The 18,757-nt window shown below is 40.8% G+C and carries 13 protein-coding genes; 5 read left to right on the plus strand and 8 right to left on the minus strand.

Annotated features, from left to right (window positions below; all coding sequences use genetic code 11):
- Nucleotides 1-214: 214 nt before the first annotated feature.
- Both IGI86_RS16875 and IGI86_RS16880 read right to left on the minus strand, forming a co-directional pair.
- The gene (locus IGI86_RS16875; protein WP_430617608.1) at nt 215-1,258 is read right to left on the minus strand and encodes a hypothetical protein; all 1,044 of its coding nucleotides are present in this window, start codon (nt 1,256-1,258) and stop codon (nt 215-217) included.
- Nucleotides 1,259-1,343: 85 nt separating this feature from the next.
- Complete coding sequence (locus tag IGI86_RS16880; RefSeq protein ID WP_430617609.1) at nt 1,344-2,000, minus strand: hypothetical protein; 657 nt, start codon at nt 1,998-2,000, stop codon at nt 1,344-1,346.
- 736 nt (nt 2,001-2,736) lie between these two features.
- Here IGI86_RS16880 and IGI86_RS16885 point away from each other — a divergent pair.
- Nucleotides 2,737-3,384, plus strand: a complete 648-nt coding sequence (locus tag IGI86_RS16885) for a helix-turn-helix domain-containing protein (protein WP_430617610.1) — start codon at nt 2,737-2,739, stop codon at nt 3,382-3,384.
- A gap of 298 nt (nt 3,385-3,682) precedes the next feature.
- Here the strand turns inward: IGI86_RS16885 and rpsI are convergent, their stop codons facing one another.
- Complete coding sequence (rpsI, locus tag IGI86_RS16890; protein WP_003128901.1) at nt 3,683-4,075, minus strand: 30S ribosomal protein S9; 393 nt, start codon at nt 4,073-4,075, stop codon at nt 3,683-3,685.
- A 15-nt stretch (nt 4,076-4,090) separates the two neighbouring features.
- Entirely contained in the window at nt 4,091-4,537 is a 447-nt protein-coding gene (gene rplM / locus IGI86_RS16895; protein WP_301280258.1) for a 50S ribosomal protein L13, read from the minus strand.
- A gap of 406 nt (nt 4,538-4,943) precedes the next feature.
- Here rplM and IGI86_RS16900 point away from each other — a divergent pair, with 406 nt between their 5' ends.
- Nucleotides 4,944-6,158, plus strand: a complete 1,215-nt coding sequence (locus IGI86_RS16900; RefSeq protein ID WP_005230386.1) for an argininosuccinate synthase — start codon at nt 4,944-4,946, stop codon at nt 6,156-6,158.
- A gap of 54 nt (nt 6,159-6,212) precedes the next feature.
- Nucleotides 6,213-7,592 (plus strand): argininosuccinate lyase, encoded by a 1,380-nt coding sequence (gene argH, locus IGI86_RS16905; RefSeq protein ID WP_430617611.1) that lies wholly within the window; start codon nt 6,213-6,215, stop codon nt 7,590-7,592.
- Between the two features lie 41 nt (nt 7,593-7,633).
- On the opposite strand, the gene IGI86_RS16910 is transcribed toward argH, so the two are convergent.
- Entirely contained in the window at nt 7,634-8,122 is a 489-nt protein-coding gene (locus tag IGI86_RS16910) for a Dps family protein (protein WP_005230382.1), read from the minus strand.
- A gap of 125 nt (nt 8,123-8,247) precedes the next feature.
- On the opposite strand from IGI86_RS16910, the gene IGI86_RS16915 reads away from it, so the two are divergent.
- The gene (locus IGI86_RS16915) at nt 8,248-8,919 is read left to right on the plus strand and encodes a prepilin peptidase (RefSeq protein WP_430617612.1); all 672 of its coding nucleotides are present in this window, start codon (nt 8,248-8,250) and stop codon (nt 8,917-8,919) included.
- A gap of 80 nt (nt 8,920-8,999) precedes the next feature.
- Here the strand turns inward: IGI86_RS16915 and IGI86_RS16920 are convergent, their stop codons facing one another.
- Nucleotides 9,000-15,191 (minus strand): Spy0128 family protein, encoded by a 6,192-nt coding sequence (locus IGI86_RS16920; protein WP_430617613.1) that lies wholly within the window; start codon nt 15,189-15,191, stop codon nt 9,000-9,002.
- A 292-nt stretch (nt 15,192-15,483) separates the two neighbouring features.
- Between IGI86_RS16920 and IGI86_RS16925 the strand changes: the two genes are divergently transcribed.
- Nucleotides 15,484-16,899, plus strand: a complete 1,416-nt coding sequence (locus IGI86_RS16925; RefSeq protein WP_430617614.1) for a helix-turn-helix domain-containing protein — start codon at nt 15,484-15,486, stop codon at nt 16,897-16,899.
- A 65-nt stretch (nt 16,900-16,964) separates the two neighbouring features.
- On the opposite strand, the gene IGI86_RS16930 is transcribed toward IGI86_RS16925, so the two are convergent.
- Both IGI86_RS16930 and IGI86_RS16935 read right to left on the minus strand, forming a co-directional pair.
- Nucleotides 16,965-17,864: a ketose-bisphosphate aldolase gene (locus IGI86_RS16930; RefSeq protein ID WP_034878218.1), complete on the minus strand. Its 900-nt coding sequence runs from the start codon at nt 17,862-17,864 to the stop codon at nt 16,965-16,967.
- 21 nt (nt 17,865-17,885) lie between these two features.
- Nucleotides 17,886-18,740, minus strand: a complete 855-nt coding sequence (locus IGI86_RS16935; RefSeq protein WP_413127642.1) for a class II fructose-bisphosphate aldolase — start codon at nt 18,738-18,740, stop codon at nt 17,886-17,888.
- Nucleotides 18,741-18,757: the final 17 nt, after the last annotated feature.

Here is an 18,757-nt window from a genome sequence, read left to right on the forward strand (position 1 = left end):
TATAGTGATACTTTAAACTATGCCTTTACATTATAACCAAACTATCAAGTTGCACTATGATCTATAAAAGTTAATGTCCGTAGATTTTACTCTATTTGTTTTTTTTAGTTTAAAAAGCAACTTCTATTTTTATGTGCTTACATTTTTAGATATTAATGAGAACATTCTTCAACCCAATGTTCTCATTGATAAATAATGATTTTGTACTGCATACTTATTCTTTACAAATTATTTGAGGTATCAAGTTCAATTCTTGACAAGCACTTATGAAGGAGGAGAGTATCCATAAAATCTGCTTTAGTTCCTTATTAGTATTTTTCATAATTTCTTTGGCCATTTTTTCTTTAGATATAAAATCTACTACTATGGCTACAACTCTAATTGTTTGTCCATTGGAATTGACTTTCTTCAGAAAATCTATCCCTCTTTCAACTTCTTCATCTGTATTAGCATTTCTCGGCTTTCTTAGCCTATCTATGTTAGTCTTAACTTTATTGTTAACATATTTTCTTTTCCATACATCTTTTTTGGTAATAAAATTTTTTGCGCCATCTTCTTCATCTAATCTTATATTTTTCAAGTCACTTACATAAGATAGATTCTTTAGTGCTTGCCCGACGACGTCATGAAAAGCACTCGCTGAGAAAATAGTATTACTTGATTTTGCATGATAAAATCCAATCTTATTTTTCTTACAAGCAATAAAATCCGCATATTCTGTTCCTAAATCATCACAAAATATATAATTGTATTCTTCATCCAATTGTTTTTCCAATACTCCGAAAACTGAAGATTCGTCAAAAGATACCTGATCCTCAAATAATTCACCCTTTTCAGATTTAGTTTCATTTAATTCCTTTAAAGTAATGAAATTATCTAAAAAATTAGACTTATTGTTAACTAAGTAAGTATCAGTAAACAAGGTTTCAGCATAATAAGAATATTTTATGTCCTCAAAAGTAATAATAGAATTGTTAACTAGTATATTTGTAAAATCAATAATCGATTCGCTATCTTCTGTATCCACTTTAACTATAAGATCATTTGAAATGGTTATTTTTATTTTTTTCTTTAATTTCTTAACTTTTAAAAAAGTACTTCCATCTATTTTGGCAACATAACTTTCAGGATGATCATCTTGTGGAAGTAATTCGAAAGTTCTATTATATTTTCTTGAAATCTCTGAAGCACTAATTTCTTGATTACACTCATTGAGAAAAACTAAATTCAAATCTTGTATAGCTCTCAAATCAAACATTATTGATTCTAGAACCAGTTCATCTCTTTTATCTTCATATTTTACGGGAGAAGAAAAGTTCTTCAAATAACTGGAAGGTTTTTTTTCAATTAATACAAAATCTATTATTTAATACAAAATCTATTATTTTTTTGCACCAGTTCAAATAATCATTTATTCCACTTTTAGATGAATAATTAGTCAATCTTGAACTTACTAAATTCTGCGAAAATGCACCCATTTCATTTCTTATCTTACATGATTTCACAATGTTTTTGCTCGCATATATGGGAGAAAACGTCCTTTCTAAATCGTTTCCTTCTATATCTCTATTGATAATTGCACTAGATAAAACTGATGTATTCTTTAAGCTTAATTTTTGGAATTCAGTGTTCTCATCTGACAAAAACTCTGAAAATTTACTAAAGGAAATTGTTTTTCCAATCATCTCTAAATTTTCTTTATTTAATTGACAATATTTCGAATTAATAAAAATGTAATTCCTATATTCAACAACAAAACAAAAGCCAAACTTTATTTCCTCAAATTTGCTTCCTTTCAAAAAACTAGGTTCACTTTTTGTTCTAAAAAATCTGTATGAATAAACTAAATCACCATAAAAGACTTTAGTATCCAAATGCGATAAAAAGTTGCCATCTTTGTTGCACACAACTTTAAAAAAATTTTTAATTACTCTTTCAGAAATAGGCTTTTCTGAATAGAGAACTTTCACACTCTTTGATAGATTAAAATGTTCTTTCACGATATATATCCCCCCTACAAACAATCATTTCATTATTATTTACATGCTTATTAATAAAGACTGAATCATCAATCAACCTCACATTCAAAGAGTAATATTGATTATGTCATTTCAAATAATCATTTATAAAATTTGGCTATTTCTCAATGCACGCGTTTATATTTCATTAAAATGAACTAATCATTTTATTCATCACCTAACAAATAATTTGTTTTTTTGTGAAAAAATCACAAATTTAGAATCTTGCCAAATTAGTCATTTCATAAATATAAATCTAAAAGAAAAGAGTCTCTAATTTTTAATTATTTACTAAAGTAAAAAAATAACTCACTATCATTTAAGAATCTTAATCCATGAAAATCCATTAAGTCTCATTCATTCAAGAGACTATAACATGAATTTTCCTAGATGAAATTAGACGTTTAGTGATAACCCTTGAATCAATAAAGATACTGTGGAGTACACTTATTCAAATTGAATTATAGTTACCTAAAACATAACTATAAAAATTAATTTATTTCTAAATAAGCTAATTACCTTAAATCAATAATTCATTATTGCTCATATTAAAAATGGGATCATACGCTAATACATTTTCCTTAATTTATTTCCTAAGGCAAATTACCACATTACTAATAAGTATAAGCTTATTTTACCAGACATCAACCACTAGTTGATTGATAAAAATCAGAAAAAAATATATTCTAACAGTGAACAGAGAAAGGAGGGGATTGAAATGTTACTACAAGATATTTTGAAAACCTTAAGAAATACAAATGGATATACTCAAGAACAAATTGCAAACAAACTTTTTATTTCAACACAAGCTGTTTCTAAGTGGGAAAATGGATCTTCTGTTCCATCGATAGATAATTTATTAGCATTATCTGATTTGTATGATGTTTCACTAGATGAATTGGTTCAAGGCCGTCCATATTTTAAAAAGCCTTATCTTGTTGGTAACAAATATAATGGAAAAAAAGGGTTACTCTTTTTGACTGTTTGGTTATTTATTAGTTTGCTATTCACAGGCTTTGGATATCAGCCATTCTGGATATTTCTTATTATTTTTTCTATAGGAATATTTGTAGTTTTGCCTACAATTTTTAATGATTACTGGGTTATCGAAAATGATGGTATCTATATCAAGAAATACTCAAATAATGATTTACGTAAGCTAATAGAAATGTTAACAAACCACAAAATTAGCAAAAAAATCAACTATGATGGTCTCTTATCAGCAGAAATTATTTACGAAAAAAAGTACGGCTATCACCCTTTGATTTTGGTTTCGATATGTTCTATCTGCAAATATCATCTGAAGATGGCCAATATAATCTTGATTTCGATGCTTCAGTTAAAAATTTTTTACCACAATTTGTGATGTTTTTAAAAAGACATGGTATTGAAGTCATAGATGATCATAATGTCATAGAGTTATTGATTTCAGGAAGATCATTGTATGATTTTTTTAATGATCCTGCGTAATAAGTTTACATACATTCTGATAGAATTTAGTATTAATAATTTTAATCTACTTAGCTATGAATATCATATATTCATACTGTTTATCCCAACTAGATAGTATCCATCCATTGCATTATTTGGATATTCTTCACACCAACAAAAAAACGCTCCACAATCTAAATTGCGAAGCGTCTGAAAATATCGATATAAAAAGATTAACGTTTTGAAAACTGTGAAGCTTTACGAGCTTTCTTAAGACCTGGTTTTTTACGTTCAACCATACGTGCGTCACGAGTAAGTAAGCCAGCACGTTTAAGAGCTAAACGGAAATCAGGATCAACTTGTAACAATGCGCGTGCGATACCGTGACGGATTGCACCTGATTGTCCAGCGTATCCACCACCATTTACGTTTACAAAAACATCGTATGAACCTTTAGTTTCTGTAACGCCGAATGGTTGGTTGATTACTTCACGCAAGTCTGCGTGTGGGATGTATTCTTCAACATCTTTTTTGTTAACAGTAATTTTACCAGTACCTGGTACTAAACGTACGCGGGCTACTGCATTTTTACGACGGCCAGTGCCGATATATTGAGCTTGTGCCAATGAAATTCCCTCCTATTAGATTAAGTTTGTGATGTCCAATACTTCTGGTTGTTGTGCAGCATGTGGGTGTTCAGCGCCAGCATAAACATGAAGTTTCATTCCTTGTTTACGGCCTAAAGTGTTTTTAGGAAGCATGCCTTTTACAGAAGTTTCGATCAAACGACGAGAATTTTTAGCACGTAATTCTCCAGCAGAGACTGATTTCAATCCTCCTGGGAAGTTTGAGTGACGGTAATAAATTTTATCGCTTGCTTTGTTACCTGTTAATTTGATTTTTTCTGCATTAATGACGATTACGAAATCGCCTGTATCCACATGAGGTGTGAATGTTGGTTTATTTTTACCACGTAAGACAGATGCTACTACTGCTGAAAGACGACCCATAGGAACATCTGTTGCATCTACTACGTACCATTTACGTTCTACTTCGCCTGGTTTGGCCATATATGTTGTACGCACAATTTTTTCCTCCAATTCAATTTCACGAATGTTTGACATACACTTGAGTTTCCGGGGCTCTTGTGGGGCAAACAATACCATATAACATAATACCTTCTATAAAGCCTAATGTCAACGTAATTCCGCCTCTTTTTGAAAATTTTCTCCATTCATTTTCTGCCATTTTCTCTGAAAAACGAAACTTGTTGTTGCAGGCTTCTAAAACTGAATATCTTTATGAATATTATGTATAAACTTTCATTAACAGAATGAGTGTTCACTTCTTTTCCTCAATCACTAATAATAGTATAAAAACCTGATAATCACCATTTTTATGTATAAATATTTAATTTTACCCTTGATTTATTATTTTTATTCTGATAAGATAGCTTCAATCACTTGAAAACACGCGAAAAAGGAGTTAATAAGTATGAAAGAAAAAGTAATATTGGCCTATTCTGGAGGATTAGATACCTCCGTTTCAATTAAATGGTTAACGGACCAAGGATATGATGTGGTGGCTTGCTGCCTAGACATCGGTGAAGGTCGCGACACCCAATCCATTAAAGACAAAGCTTTGGCAGTTGGCGCGATTGAATCTTATGCCATCGATGCCCGCGAAGAATTCGCCCAAGATTTTGCTTTGATCGCTTTACAAGGCAATACTTTTTATGAAAATTCTTATCCTCTTGTTTCCGCTTTGTCTCGTCCATTGATTGCCAAGAAATTGGTGGAATTGGCATTAGCGACTGGCGCAACAACCGTCGCCCACGGCTGTACTGGTAAAGGCAACGACCAAGTTCGGTTTGAAGTAGCGATCGCCGCTTTAGCGCCTCACTTGAAAGTCATCGCACCGGTTCGGGAATGGAAATGGTCCCGGGAAGAAGAGATTGCCTATGCGGCTGAAAAAGGAGTGCCGATTCCCGCTGATTTGGACAATCCGTATTCCATCGATCAAAACTTGTGGGGACGTGCCTGTGAGTGTGGCGTCTTAGAAGATCCTTGGGCAACGCCGCCAAAAGGGGCCTACGCTATCACGCAAGAATTAGAAGATACTCCTGACGTACCAACGATCGTTGAGATCACCTTTGATCAAGGGGTACCGACGGCCATTGATGGCGAAACGATGAATCTAGCAGAATTGATCATGAAACTGAACCGGGTAGCTGGCGAGCATGGCGTTGGTCGGATCGACCATATCGAAAATCGTCTGGTGGGAATCAAATCACGGGAAGTTTATGAATGTCCAGGAGCGATCGCTTTGATGACGGCTCATAAAGAATTGGAAGATTTGGTCTTTGTTCGGGAATTGGCGCATTTCAAACCAATCATCGAGCAGCAATTAGCCCAAGTCATCTATGACGGTCTTTGGTTCAATCCATTGACGGAAGCCTTGATTACCTTCCTGAAAAGCACACAAGTCTACGTCAACGGAATCGTGCGTTTGAAATTATTCAAAGGCAACGTCATTTGTGAAGGACGGAAATCTGAAAACAGCCTGTACGATGAAAACTTAGCAACGTATACTTCTGCAGATACCTTTGATCAGCATGCGGCTATCGGCTTCATCAAATTATGGGGACTGCCAAGCAAAGTGCACGCTGAGATCCAAGCACAACAGCAACTAACAGAAACATTGATTTAAGTATGCACGGCTGAAGCTGCCGCTTCAGCCGTAATCTTTTTTTGAGGTGAGAATATGGCAAAATTATGGGGCGGACGTTTCGATGGGAAAAACGAAGCATGGATCGATGCTTTTGGGGCTTCCATCACGTTTGATCAAAAGTTAGCAAAGCAAGACATTCTTGGCAGTTTGGCACATGTCAAAATGCTGGTCCATACGGGCATCATCAGTCAACCCGATGGCGAAGCGATCATTGGCGGCTTGACCACGATTCAGCAGCAATTAGCCGCTGGCGAATTGACCTTCACGATTGAAAATGAGGACATCCATTTAAACATCGAGACATTCTTGCATGAATTGATTGGACCAGTGGCAGGCAAATTGCATACTGCCCGTAGTCGTAATGACCAAGTGGCGACCGATATGCATTTGTATTTGAAAGAAGTCGTGCAAGAGGTGATCACTTTGATCGCTGAATTGCGAGAAGCGCTGGTTTTACAAGCCGAAGCCAACATCTACACCATCATGCCTGGTTATACCCATCTGCAGCATGCACAGCCGATTTCTTTTGCCCATCACCTCTTAGCCTATTACAGTATGCTGACACGTGACCAAGAGCGTTTCAGTGAGAGTTTGAGCCGCATCGATGTGATGCCTTTAGGCAGTGCCGCTTTGGCAGGAACCACCTTCCCTATCGATCGTGATTTCACCGCTCAAGAGTTAGGATTTAGCAATATTTACAGCAACAGCCTAGATGCGGTCAGCGATCGTGATTTTATCTTGGAATTTTTAAGCAACGCCTCTTTATTGATGATGCATCTGTCTCGTTTTTGTGAAGAGCTGATTCTTTGGTGCAGCCACGAGTACCAATTTGTAGAACTGACAGATACCTTCTCCACCGGCAGCTCCATCATGCCTCAAAAGAAAAACCCTGACATGGCGGAGCTGATCCGCGGAAAAACAGGACGTGTCTATGGGAACCTCTTTGGTCTTTTGACGGTCATGAAGGGCTTGCCGCTGGCGTACAACAAAGATTTCCAAGAAGACAAAGAAGGCATGTTTGACAGTGCCGAAACCATCACGAAAAGCTTGCAGATCATGACAGGCATGATCGCAACGATGAAAGTCAATCAAGCACGGATGCAAGAATCCACTGAAAAGGATTTTTCTAACGCAACAGAATTAGCGGATTACTTAGCTGGCAAAGGCGTGCCTTTCAGACAAGCCCATGAGATCGTCGGCAAACTCGTCAGCGAGTGTTTAAGCAAAGGTATCTATCTGCAAGATGTTTCCTTGGAAGAATACCAAGCGATCCATCCTGCCATCGACAGCGATATTTTTGAAAAACTTGATTCCTATACCGCCGTCAAAAATCGCCATTCTTATGGCGGCACCGGTTTTGATCAAGTGGCACAGCAAATTGAAGCCGCCAAAGGGTTATTAGCAAGCAAGTAAAAAAACCAGCGAAGAATGCTCTTCGCTGGTTTTTTTGTGGATTAATGACGTACGCGAGATTTCGCTGGATCGATCAATGGCGCTTCGCCTAAGTGCGCTTGGATCATCCAAATACGTTTTTCGATGGCTGTTTTGAAGCCGATGAAGATATCTTGGGTTGGATCGTCGCCTTCTTCACCAGATACTTCGATCCCTTTTTGGTATAAGTCCGCTAAGTAACGGTAACCTTCTACCAATGTAGCTAAGCGTTCTGGAATCGTGCGGTCCCAGTTACCCACTTCATCAGGGATTTGAGTGTGTTCAGCCATTTCACGCAAAGTTGAATATGGTGAACCGTCTAATGTAATCAAGCGTTCAGAAACTTCATCCAATTGCTCATTTAGATCATCCATGAATTCGTCCATCATTGGATGCAATGTCAAAAAGCCAGGTCCACGCATGTACCAGTGTGTTTGGTGAACGACCATAGCCATTTGGCTTAAATCAGCAACAAGTTGGTTTAATACTTCTTTTGTTTGTTCAAATTTCATAACGATTCCTCCTCTAAATTATCTATTTTAAGGATAATACGAAACAAATAAAAAGTACAACAAAATCATCTATTTGAGAAAATTTCTCACTCTCTTACGTATTTCTTTATAAGGGGGGACGAAAAATGACGATTTTCGTGTTTTTTTTAGGCGCTTTACTCGGCTTCTTTTGGCTTTTGATCTTACAAACCCTGTTTTGGAATCTACCAAAAAGTGATTCTCGTTCTCACTACCAGAAAGTGAACAAAGTTTCGGATAACCATTGGTTTCTTCTCCTTCCTACAAGATGGCTTTCACCCCCGTTTTATTGGGTTTTCGCCTGCTTGTGCTATGGCGGACTTTGCGGGCTTGCCTTTCATGATTCAGAAAGCTTCCTGGCTTTTGTATGGCTGACCAGTGCTTTTTTACTCAGCTTGACCGACTTGATAGACTATAGCGTCTACCCGCAACTGCTGTACCCCGCCCACCTACTGCTAGCGCTGGCACAGCTTAGGAGCGGCGCTTCTTTTCAATGGCTGTCTTTAGGCTTGCTGGTTCCACTGGTCTTTTTTGTCTGGCAGGAAAGAATGGGCGGTGGCGATCTCTTAGTGCTGGCAGGTTGGAGTATTTGGCTAACGCCGACGACCCTTTTGGCCCTCTTACTGGTAGCCAGCAGTCTTGGTCTCCTCGCTTTTTTTAGCTATCAAGGTATCTGGAAGAAACGATTGGCGCAGTTGCCCTTCGTTCCCTTCTTGAGTCTTGGTTTGCTGATTGTTCGCTTCCTAGCGTTTCATACTTTTGACGGTCTTTTTCTTTGAAGTGAAAAAAACAGGACAGGAAAAAGCGGGACAAGTTGGTCTCATCCCGCTTTCTCTTTCTGCTCTGTTGCTTCTCCTGCCTATGATAACGGCGCCCGTTTTTTGCGATCAAGGTAGATGCCTACTGCGATCACTACTAACAACAGTCCCAAGACGACCCAACCAGCGGTCGTGGTGTCATTGGTTTTCGGTAAGTTGTCAGTGCCCGGCTTCGGTGTTTTGCCTTCTTTGACACGGTTGTTGAATACCATGTCTGTCGTTTGTTCCGCTTCAGCCATTAATTTCCCTGCTTGATCTTTGACGGTGACCGTTACTTGATAGGTGGTTTCATCATAGATGATCGTTGCATCGTTGCCAGCTTTTTCACGAATCGTGTAACGATGTTCCCCAGCATCGTCATACGTCAATGCATCAAAGGTAATCGTTCCATTTGCATCATTGCGTTGGGTTTGCAGAACCTTTCCAGCTTCATCCACTAATTCAAATGCGAATTCGTTGGCTTGCAAATCTCTACCCGTCAAGACTTTCTTCGCACTTAGTACGACACTGCCTGCTTGTGGTTGGTAGCTGTTTTCAAAGACTTGATCGCCTTCGTATTCGGCAACTGCCGTCAACTGTCCAGCTTCATCGGTGACCGTTACGACTACTGCCAGTTCTTTCGTATCGTAGGTGATGGTACCGTCAGTTCCTGCTTTCTCGCGAATGGTGTAGTGGTACTCACCTGTCTCCTCGTAAGAAAGAGCGTCAAAGTAGATCTTGCCATTTGCATCGTTGGCTTTTGTTTGAAGTACAGTTCCATCTTCATCGACTAGTTCAAAATCGAATTCGTTTGCTTGTAAGGTACGGCCGGTTAAGACTTTCTCGGCACTTAGTACGACACTGCCGGCTTGTGGCGTATAGTCGTTTTCAAAGACTTGATTGCCTTCGTATTCGGCAACTGCGGTCAACTGTCCGTCTTCATCGGTGACGGTAACGACTACCGCTAGTTCTTTTGTATCGTACGTGATAGTGCCATCGCTGTCTATTTTCTCACGAATGGTGTAGTGGTACTCACCTGTTTCTTCGTAAGGGAGCGCGTCAAAGTAGATCTTGCCAGTGGCATCATTGGCTTTTGTTTGAAGAACAGTTCCTTCTTCATCGACTAGTTCAAAATCGAATTCATTTGTTTGTAGTGTACGACCAGTTAAGACTTTCTCGGCACTTAGTACGACACTGCCAGCTTTTGGTTGGTAGCTGTTTTCAAAGACTTGATTGCCTTCGTATTCGGCCACTGCGGTCAACTGTCCGTCTTCATCAGTGACGGTCACAACTACCGCTAGTTCTTTTGCATCGTAAGTGATGGTACCGTCAGTTCCTGCTTTCTCACGAATGGTGTAGTGATACTCACCGGCTTCCTCGTAAGGGAGCGCGTCAAAGTAGATCTTGCCAGTTGCGTCGTTGGCTTTTGTTTGAAGAACAGTTCCTTCTTCATCTACCAGTTCAAAGGCAAATTCGTTGGCTTCCAGCGTGCGGCCGGTCAATACTTTCTCAGCATTCAGCACCACTCCGCCGTCTTTTGGCGTATAGTCATTTTCAAAGACTTGGTTGCCTTCATATTCCGCAACTGCGGTCAACTGTCCATCTTCATCCGTCACGGTCACAACTACCGCAAGTTCTTTTGCATCGTAGGTGATGGTATCATCAGTTCCTGCTTTCTCACGGATGGTGTAGCGGTATTCGCCTGCTTCATCATATGCGAGAGCGTCAAAGTAGATCTTGCCAGTTGCGTCGTTGGCTTTTGTTTGAAGAACAGTTCCTTCTTCATCTACCAGTTCAAAGGCAAATTCGTCAGCTTGTAAGGTGCGTCCGGTCAAGACTTTCTCGGCACTCAGTACGACACTACCAGCTTGTGGCGTATAGTCGTTTTCAAAGATCGCATTGCCATCATACGTTGCTTTTGCCACCAGTTGCCCGTCTTCATCGGTGACTTTCACGACAACGCCAATTTCTTTCATGTCATAGGTAATGGTACTATCTGCGTCAGCTTTTTCTCGAATCGCGTAGCGGTATTCGCCGACTTCGTCATACATTAATTCATCGAAGTAGATTTGTCCGGTTGCGTTATTGGTTTTTGTTTGAAGTACGTTGCCTTCTTCATCTACCAGTTCAAAGGCAAATTCGTTGGCTTCCAGCGTGCGGCCGGTCAATACTTTCTCAGCATTCAGCACCACTCCGCCAGCTTTTGGCGTATAGTCATTTTCAAAGACTTGGTTGCCTTCATATTCCGCCACTGCGGTCAATTGTCCGTCTTCATCGGTGACGGTCACGACTACCGCTAGTTCTTTTGCATCGTAAGTGATGGTACCGTCAGTTCCTGCTTTCTCACGGATGGTGTAGTGGTACTCACCTGCTTCCTCGTAAGGGAGCGCGTCAAAGTAGATCTTGCCAGTGGCATCATTGGCTTTTGTTTGAAGAACAGTTCCTTCTTCATTGACTAATTCGAAGTCAAATTCTTCTGCTTTCAAATCACGACCGATCAGCACTTTCTCAGCATTCAAAACGACACTACCGGCTTTTGGCGTATAGTCATTTTCGAAGACTTGATTGCCTTCATAGACTGCTTTCGCAATCAACTGGCTATCTTCTTCAGTGACGGTCACGGTTACCTTTAGTTCTTTGTCGCTATAGGTGATGGTTGGATCATCGCCGGCTTTTTCCCGAATCGTGTAGTGGTATTCGCCAGGCTCGTTGTAAGTGATGGCGTCAAAGGCAACTTGACCGTTGCCGTCATTGGTTTGGGTTAGAATCACAGAGCCAGCTTCATCCACTAGCTGGAACGTAAATTCGCCGTCTTTTAGCTCGCGCCCATCAAGTAGCTTCTGAACATTCAAGGCAAGGGTTGTCTCTTTGATATCTCGCTTATTAGCTAGTTCAAAGACATAATTGACTTGCTTATCAGAAATAGTGAAGGTGTACTGAGTCGCATCTCGTTCGTATCCGTCCGGTGCGGTGATTTCTTGGATCATATAATCGCCGTAACGCAGATTGTCGATCCGATCAATGGCGTTGCCGTTTTCCATGATCTGATTGTTTTTCACCACCAGGTTCGACAAGATGACTTCATAGGTATTTTGTGCATTTTTGCGGCTTAATTGGAAAACCGCTTCTTCATCGATCCCTCGCTCTTTGGTGCCATCGGCATCGTATTTCACGATCGTCAAGGAACCGTTCGTCCCAGAAGACGTTCCGCTGCCATCTGTCGATTTGATGGTGATTTCTTTGGTTACTGTGTGAATCTCGATCTCACTACCCGTCAAATTGACATTGTTGGTCACCCGTTCATTGTTCAAAATCCCGGGGTCAAGTTGTGTTTGATAAACGATAAAGTATGGTTTATCAATCATTTCTTCAAAAGCGATCACTAACGATTGCGTCCCTGCTACCACATCCGAGGTGATTTTCGGATTGTCTTCGTTGGTGAAGGTGACTTTTTCTCCTTTTTCCCACGTACCATTGTTTAAGACCGCTTCATACACATCTACGATCACGGCATCGTCGGCATCTCGTAAAAAGGTGTGTTGATTGTAGTTGATGGTATCGGTCACTACCGCATTGTGGATTTTGCGGCTGTCAGCATTGATCATGACTTCCCAATCGATCAACCGATTGTTTTCGGCATTCTGACTACCGTTTTTCATCAACCAGTCCGTTTTCGCCGACTTATCGGCTTGGCCATCCGCGGTCAACGTTGTATCGTTGTCTGTCAACGTGATGGTATTTTTGTAGGTAAATACATCTTCCGCTGCTTCCGTTGCCAAGAAGACCGCCAGTGTTTCTGACGTTTCTTTCAGCAAGGTGATCGTAACTGTCTTCGTGTCAGGGTCATAGGTGTAACTGTAATCCTCGTTTAGCACCAATTGCTCTTTTAGTGCTCTGACTTGCGTCGTATATCCACTTACTGTGACCGCGTAAAGCGCCAGGTCTTTCAAGGTTTGGCCTTCTTGCAGCTGGTCAGTGATGACTGCATCTTTGTTGATTTTTTCTTTGTACGTATTGAATAGCCCCATCCAATAGACTTGATCGCTGGAAGCGGTCTGCTCATCAAAAATAGTTCCTAAGTTCCGACCAAATACGGCGGTAATCGCTTTGGCGACATCTTCGCCTTCACCAATAAATAGTCCGTATTTCAAGGCATTTTTTACCCAGTTGGCGTCCAGCCATGTGTTGGTTTCAGAAGCTTCCGTGAATTCATTGCCGGCTTCGTCTGTGTAATAGACAAACGCTGCGTTGCTAAAACGGGTGCTAGAACTTCCTAGTGCGAGATGCTGTGAGATATCGAAGCTGGTTTTGAAGTTGGCAGTGATCGTGGCTGAAGTCGTTTGGTACGCTCCTTGCAGCTTGATGCGAAAACCAGTCTCAAGTTCCTTTGTTGATCCGTCCGTCAATGTTTTCGTTTCTGTGATCAGCTCCAGCGTATAGTCGTTATTGAGCTCTAAAGGCTCGGTCACGCCGCTGGCCGTCACTACTAACGTATCTGCCAACAAAGTTAATGCGCTGCTGTTTGCGCCAGAGATCAATTGATAGCGATCTTCGATGATCAGGTCACTGACTTTTTGTTGATTGGTGTTGGCTTCAATTTTCCATGGGACGGTTTTTGTCTCATAATCTTTGGTACCGCCTGTTTTGACGACACCGATCATTTTGGTTGGTGTCACTGTCCCACTACCCGTCAACGAGCTATTTTGATTGTCGCGGACCGAAGCGTAGTTGTAAATACGGGTATCGGCTAAAACCGATTCATACAACTGAGTATCGTATTGGATCTTGTAATAGCCAGCTTTAGCAAACGTGATGCTAAAGCGTACGATTTCCCCCTCTTTTTTCCGCTCGTACGTTTCATCAAAAGACCAATCCTCTGAAGAAATCGGGTTGCCGTCTTTATCGGTGATCACCAAACTCTCTGGCACAAAGAAGTGCAGGGCTTTTTCAGGATCCGATCCTGCATAGGTCTGATCAAAAAATTGGGCTTGGTCTTTGTCCAATGAGACGGAAACTTCCCATGATGCTCGTTTCGTCTCTTGATCATAGCCTTTGAACCGTTTGTATTCCGATTGTTCATCGTAAGTAACCGTTGCTTCTGCGGTTTTTTCTGTAAAATCGCTGCCGTTGATTGTTGCCGTGTTTTTGAAAGAAGAAGCCGTTGGATCGGTGACTGCACTATTGATGACGATTCGAACAGGTTGATTAACCGTTTGATTGAAGGTAAAGGTATTGTTGACGCTGTTATAGGTATATAAGCCATCAGTACGAATCCACTCCTCGGTGTCTTCATCGTACAAGTAGCCTGTCGAAGTACTATAAGACAAACCTTGAGGCATTTTATCGGTGATCACCACATCATGTAATTCTCGACTGGTTTGGTTAAAAATAATTTCCCAAACCACTGAACCGCCGGAAGTCACGTTACCAGTCTTAATGATGTCGACTTCATAAATAGGCAATGTAATGATAATCTCATGGCCATCTTCATCGTAGATCCCAGTATGAATCGTCACTTCTTCGGTGACAGTGCTCACACTTAATTCCGTAATTAGATCGATAGTCCCTGAGCGGTTGGAAAGTGTTTGTGCCGCTTCGTTAAAAGTAACAGTTAACGTGCCATCGAGTGCTAAGGTAAAGGTTCCGATCGATTGCCCGCCAGAACGGGTCAATTCGCCGCTAACGGTGTTATGAATAGCAAAATATTCCGGTAATTGATACGTATAATAATCGCCAGCACGAATTTCTTCCGTATCTGCTAACGACCAGTCAAAATGAATTTTGATGTTGCCGTTATACATCGGTGGATTTTCGGCAGTGAAGGGTTGATCGTTTAAGTCAGTAATTCGGACATTGTCAAAAAGTTGTACTCCCCGCTCGTTTAGGTTGGCACTAAGATTCTCAGCGGTAGTAGAAGCTTCCGTTTCCGCCTCAGTATCTGGTGCTCGGGGTTGAATGCTGTTTTGATTCAGTGTCGAAGATGCTTGGGTTGCTTGACTTTCACTAGGGACGGTTGCTTGTTCTTCTTCTGCTTGACTCGTTTCTGACTGAACTGCTCCCGCTGTCGATGAATCCGTAGGTGCTTTTTCCGTATCGATCGTTCCGGTCTCAGGCTCGGTACTTTCCAGCGTTTCAGTCGTTCTTTCGGTACTTTCGGTTGCGTTGATTGCTTCTGCTAGTATGATCGTTGGTTCACAAAGAATGGAACCAAGCAAGACTAGCAAACATATATAGATAGAAAATTGTTTTTTCATAATTGTTCATTCCTTTTTTATAAAGTTTTTCAATTGATCTCGGAAGCGCTCGACGAATAACATTGTTCAACAATGAGCAAAATATCCAACAAACAACTGCTTTTTGCCTCCTTCCTAAGGTTCAATCATTTTGGTTTATGCTACTTTTATCAAACTTGTTACTACTATTCCACACTCCTATTTTCCCAAAATTTTGGGGTGGGATGTATTCAAAAAAAATACAACACGCAATTTTTTTGAATACATGTAAAAACGTGATACTATTTACTTAAAAGGGGGCTCAGGGGCAATCATGTTACGGAAATTGTTATCATCTACGACACAAAAGAAACTACAGCTGATTGAGTATTTATTAGACGATCAGGGAACGAGTCTTCACGATTTGGCAGTAAAATTTTCCATTTCAATGTCTGCAGCGAAAACCTATATCGCGGAAATCGACAATGAATTTTCGTTTCTGGACTTACAATTTGACGATTATTCAGCTGTTCGCCTCCACTTGCATCCCTTTGCTACTCGGCTAGACGTATACAGCCAGTTTTTGACTCGCTCTTCTGCATTTCAATTATTGGAATTACTCTTCTCATCGAGTTTCACTAGTTATGATATGTTGGCTCTGGAATTAAATTTAAGCAAATCATCGATCATTCGTTTGATCAAGAGGATCAACATGGTTCTGGCACCGTATGATTTCTTCATCGCGACCAAACCCATCCAGTTAAAAGGAAATGAACACAACATTCGCCAGTTTTTTCTGATTTTCTTCTTAGAAAAGTACCAGTATGAATTTGTGGATGCCAACATCAACCAAGAACAGGATTTTTTGAAAATCGCTCGTATCATGGCAGCAGCGACACCCTTAAAGCTTTATTTTTCCGACATCAAAAAAATCGCTTTTGTGATCTATATCAATACGAAGCGCGATCGCCTATACGCCTCCAACCCCAATGGAAACCACGTCGAATATTTCTTAGAGAAAATCGATTTGAGCGAATTTACCGGATACAGTCGGGCCTACGTCGAGAAAATGGTCGGTTATGTCACGACCCACATTGGTCAAGACCCCAACGTCTTTCGTAAGACCAAACAAGAGTTTTATCAAATGACCAAACGTATATTTAAAAAGTACAACTATCATGAAGCCAACTTTGAAGAGAAACTCGACGCTGTGGTCTTTTCTTATTTTCTTGGGATCAACTTGCACGTTCCTTACTGCATCTTGGATGATCGCTTTGCTCGTTTTGTCAACAACTGTGATTTGGTCCAACAGGCAGTCAATCAAGACATCGTTCACCTTTTGACCCATTCAAATTTACCGATCATTCGACCAAGTACGATCAATTACCTGATTTATATTTTCCATATATCTTTCCCAAATTTCGCTAAAGAAATCATCGATGCCAATGCTGACTTTCGCTTAGCTTTGTTTTATGATACGAATAGTTACCATACGGAATTTATCCAAACGAAAATCCAACAGTTTATTCCTTATCAGCTAACAATCACGATTTTAAATCCTCTGGACTCGTTTTCTCTGACCAAACTGGACGAGACGTATGATTTGATCATCGGCAATCTGACCCCCTCCTGCAGAAAAAACTTGTTTCATTATGCAGACATCAACCTGACTTCGAATGACTTGGCGTTTATCGCTCGGCAGGTTCAGGAAAAGGGGATTCATATGCTGCAAGAAAAGAATGCACAATAAAAAAACACCCTTGAAAAGCCGCAATTTAGCGATTTTCGAGGGTGTTTCCATTATTTGTTTGCTGTTTAGTTTTGTTCACTACGCCATGGCTGGATATTTTGCTGGCGATACAAAGCTGCTTTCCCAATTGCATTGAAGAGGGTCATTTTTTGCGTAACCACTGCTTTAGCTGCCTCAATGCATTCTGGGTAAATAGCATTTGGATCCCATAATTCTGTTTCAGCTAAAATTTGACGGCATTTTTTGTAAAAGGCGTATTTATAATCAGAGGAGATATTTACTTTTTGGATACCGATTGCCACTGCCTGAGCGATTTCTTCATCGGGATTGGCCGATCCGCCATGCAACACTAATGGGATATCGACACGATCTTTGATTTCTTGCAAGACATCCATTTTTAATTCCGGTTTGATATCTTTCGGATAAATACCGTGAGCAGTTCCAATCGCAACTGCTAGTGTGTCAATGCCTGTCTTCTCAATGAATTCTTGTGCATCTTCAGGACGAGTATAAATCACTTCGGAGACGCCCCCTTCAACGGAGGTTCCGGTATTGCCGATCGTTCCTAGCTCGCCTTCGACAGATACCCCAATCGGATGGCAAATCTCGGTAATCTGTTTTGTTAGAGCAATATTTTCTTCAAAAGGCAGCAATGACCCATCGATCATCACCGAGCTGAATCCGCAATGGATCGCCCGCATGATACTTGCCAAACTGTCGCCATGATCCATATGGATCACGATCGGCACAGAACTGTTTTTCGCTCTGGAAACTGCATAGTGGAAAAATTCATCCTTTGTAAAGGCCAATTCTGTTGGGTGGATCGCAATGATGGCTGGTGCATCGTTTTCTTCCGCTGCTTCGATAACGACGCGTAAGAAGTTACTGTCTGCGACGTTAAAGGCACCAACGGCAAATTGATTTTCTTTGGCAACGGTCAGTAATTGTTTCATATTGATCAACATATAAGTGTGCTCCATTCTTTTTTAAAGTGATTTGTTTTTTGATCCAGATAATTCGATATACTCTTTGACGACTGCTTTTCCTGCTTCGATGGTTTGGTGGATCAAGGTCGGATAATCGCTTTCCGGAAAAGCATTCAGCTGTTGGTGCAGGGCATTTCTCTGGGCTTTCATAAAATCAGCCCCTACATTGATCTTATTGATCCCTAATGCCACGGAACGCAAGATATTTTCTCTGCCGGCTCCCGAGCCGCCATGCAAAACCAGCGGTAGGTCAGTGGCTTCTTTGATTGTTTGAACGATGTCAAAGCGAAATGCCGGGCGATACCCTGCTGGATAATCCCCATGACTGGAGCCGTAAGAAAGGGCGAGGCAGTCGACCCCGGTTGCTCGAATAAAATGGATGGCTTCCTCTGGATTGGTATACATCCCATCGCTGGTAAACTGATCCCCAGCCACTGCTCCCATGTCCCCAACTTCTGCTTCGACACTGGCATTATAGGCTTGCGCAAATTGCACGATCTCTTTGGTGATGGCGATGTTTTTTTCTAAAGGATGCATAGAGGCATCCATCATAACGCTTGAGAACCCTTCGTGGAGACATTGTTTGACGAAGGCGATATCCTGTCCATGATCCAGATTGATGGCAACCTCCACATTGACATTTTCCGCCATTCGAATGATCGGCTGGGTTAAGTAACGATGATCTAGATGGGTCTTTAAATGGTCTTGCAGCAAATCCACGATGATGGGTGCATGTGATTCTGCGGCGGCATCGATCACTGCTTTAGCGGTTTCCAGGTTAAAACAATTGATCGCCATAACGGCATAGTTTTCTCGATTGGCTTTTTGCAGCATCTCTTTCATTGATACATACATCTTCTTCGCTCCTTTTT

This window comes from Enterococcus sp. AZ188 (assembly GCF_050544075.1).
Lineage (GTDB): Bacteria > Bacillota > Bacilli > Lactobacillales > Enterococcaceae > Enterococcus_D > Enterococcus_D entomosocium.

What these genes read in the sequence shown, in the direction of transcription:
- IGI86_RS16875 (WP_430617608.1), bottom strand. Translation starts at nt 1,258, where the DNA reads ATGTTTGATTTGAGAGCTATACAAGATTTGAATTTAGTTTTTCTCAAT.
- IGI86_RS16885 (WP_430617610.1), top strand. Translation starts at nt 2,737, where the DNA reads ATGTTACTACAAGATATTTTGAAAACCTTAAGAAATACAAATGGATAT.
- IGI86_RS16900 (WP_005230386.1), top strand. Translation starts at nt 4,944, where the DNA reads ATGAAAGAAAAAGTAATATTGGCCTATTCTGGAGGATTAGATACCTCC.
- argH (WP_430617611.1), top strand. Translation starts at nt 6,213, where the DNA reads ATGGCAAAATTATGGGGCGGACGTTTCGATGGGAAAAACGAAGCATGG.
- IGI86_RS16910 (WP_005230382.1), bottom strand. Translation starts at nt 8,122, where the DNA reads ATGAAATTTGAACAAACAAAAGAAGTATTAAACCAACTTGTTGCTGAT.
- IGI86_RS16915 (WP_430617612.1), top strand. Translation starts at nt 8,248, where the DNA reads ATGACGATTTTCGTGTTTTTTTTAGGCGCTTTACTCGGCTTCTTTTGG.
- IGI86_RS16920 (WP_430617613.1), bottom strand. Translation starts at nt 15,191, where the DNA reads ATGAAAAAACAATTTTCTATCTATATATGTTTGCTAGTCTTGCTTGGT.
- IGI86_RS16925 (WP_430617614.1), top strand. Translation starts at nt 15,484, where the DNA reads ATGTTACGGAAATTGTTATCATCTACGACACAAAAGAAACTACAGCTG.
- IGI86_RS16930 (WP_034878218.1), bottom strand. Translation starts at nt 17,864, where the DNA reads ATGTTGATCAATATGAAACAATTACTGACCGTTGCCAAAGAAAATCAA.
- IGI86_RS16935 (WP_413127642.1), bottom strand. Translation starts at nt 18,740, where the DNA reads ATGTATGTATCAATGAAAGAGATGCTGCAAAAAGCCAATCGAGAAAAC.